Genomic DNA, 278 nt, shown 5'->3' with positions numbered 1-278 from the left:
CGCTCCACCACCGTGAACTGATGCTCGCCCTCTTCCAGCGGCGTCTCAGGCGTGAAGCTCCAGTTGCCCTCCTCGTCGACCGTCGTCTCGCCAATCGGCGTGCCGTTGTCGATCACGATGATCGTGTCGCCCGGTTCACCCTCGCCCACCAGCGTCGGCGTCGTGTCGTCCGTGCTCTCACCATTGCCCACCGGACCCTGGATCGGACCTTCGTCGTCAATGACCTCGTCAATCGACGGCTTGCCCGGCGGCGTCGTATCCACGATCACCGTCCACGG

The 278-nt window shown here is 65.1% G+C and carries 1 protein-coding gene; it reads right to left on the bottom strand.

Going from position 1 to position 278, the window contains the following annotated elements:
- On the bottom strand, positions 1–278 hold a 278-nt coding region (locus tag F6X37_RS36145), incomplete at both ends, for an Ig-like domain-containing protein (RefSeq protein ID WP_222945058.1).

The sequence above is a fragment of the Paraburkholderia sp. 31.1 genome, assembly GCF_014397645.1.
Taxonomy (GTDB): Bacteria; Pseudomonadota; Gammaproteobacteria; order Burkholderiales; family Burkholderiaceae; genus Paraburkholderia; species Paraburkholderia tuberum.
This window is presented reverse-complemented; position numbering and strand designations above follow the sequence as displayed.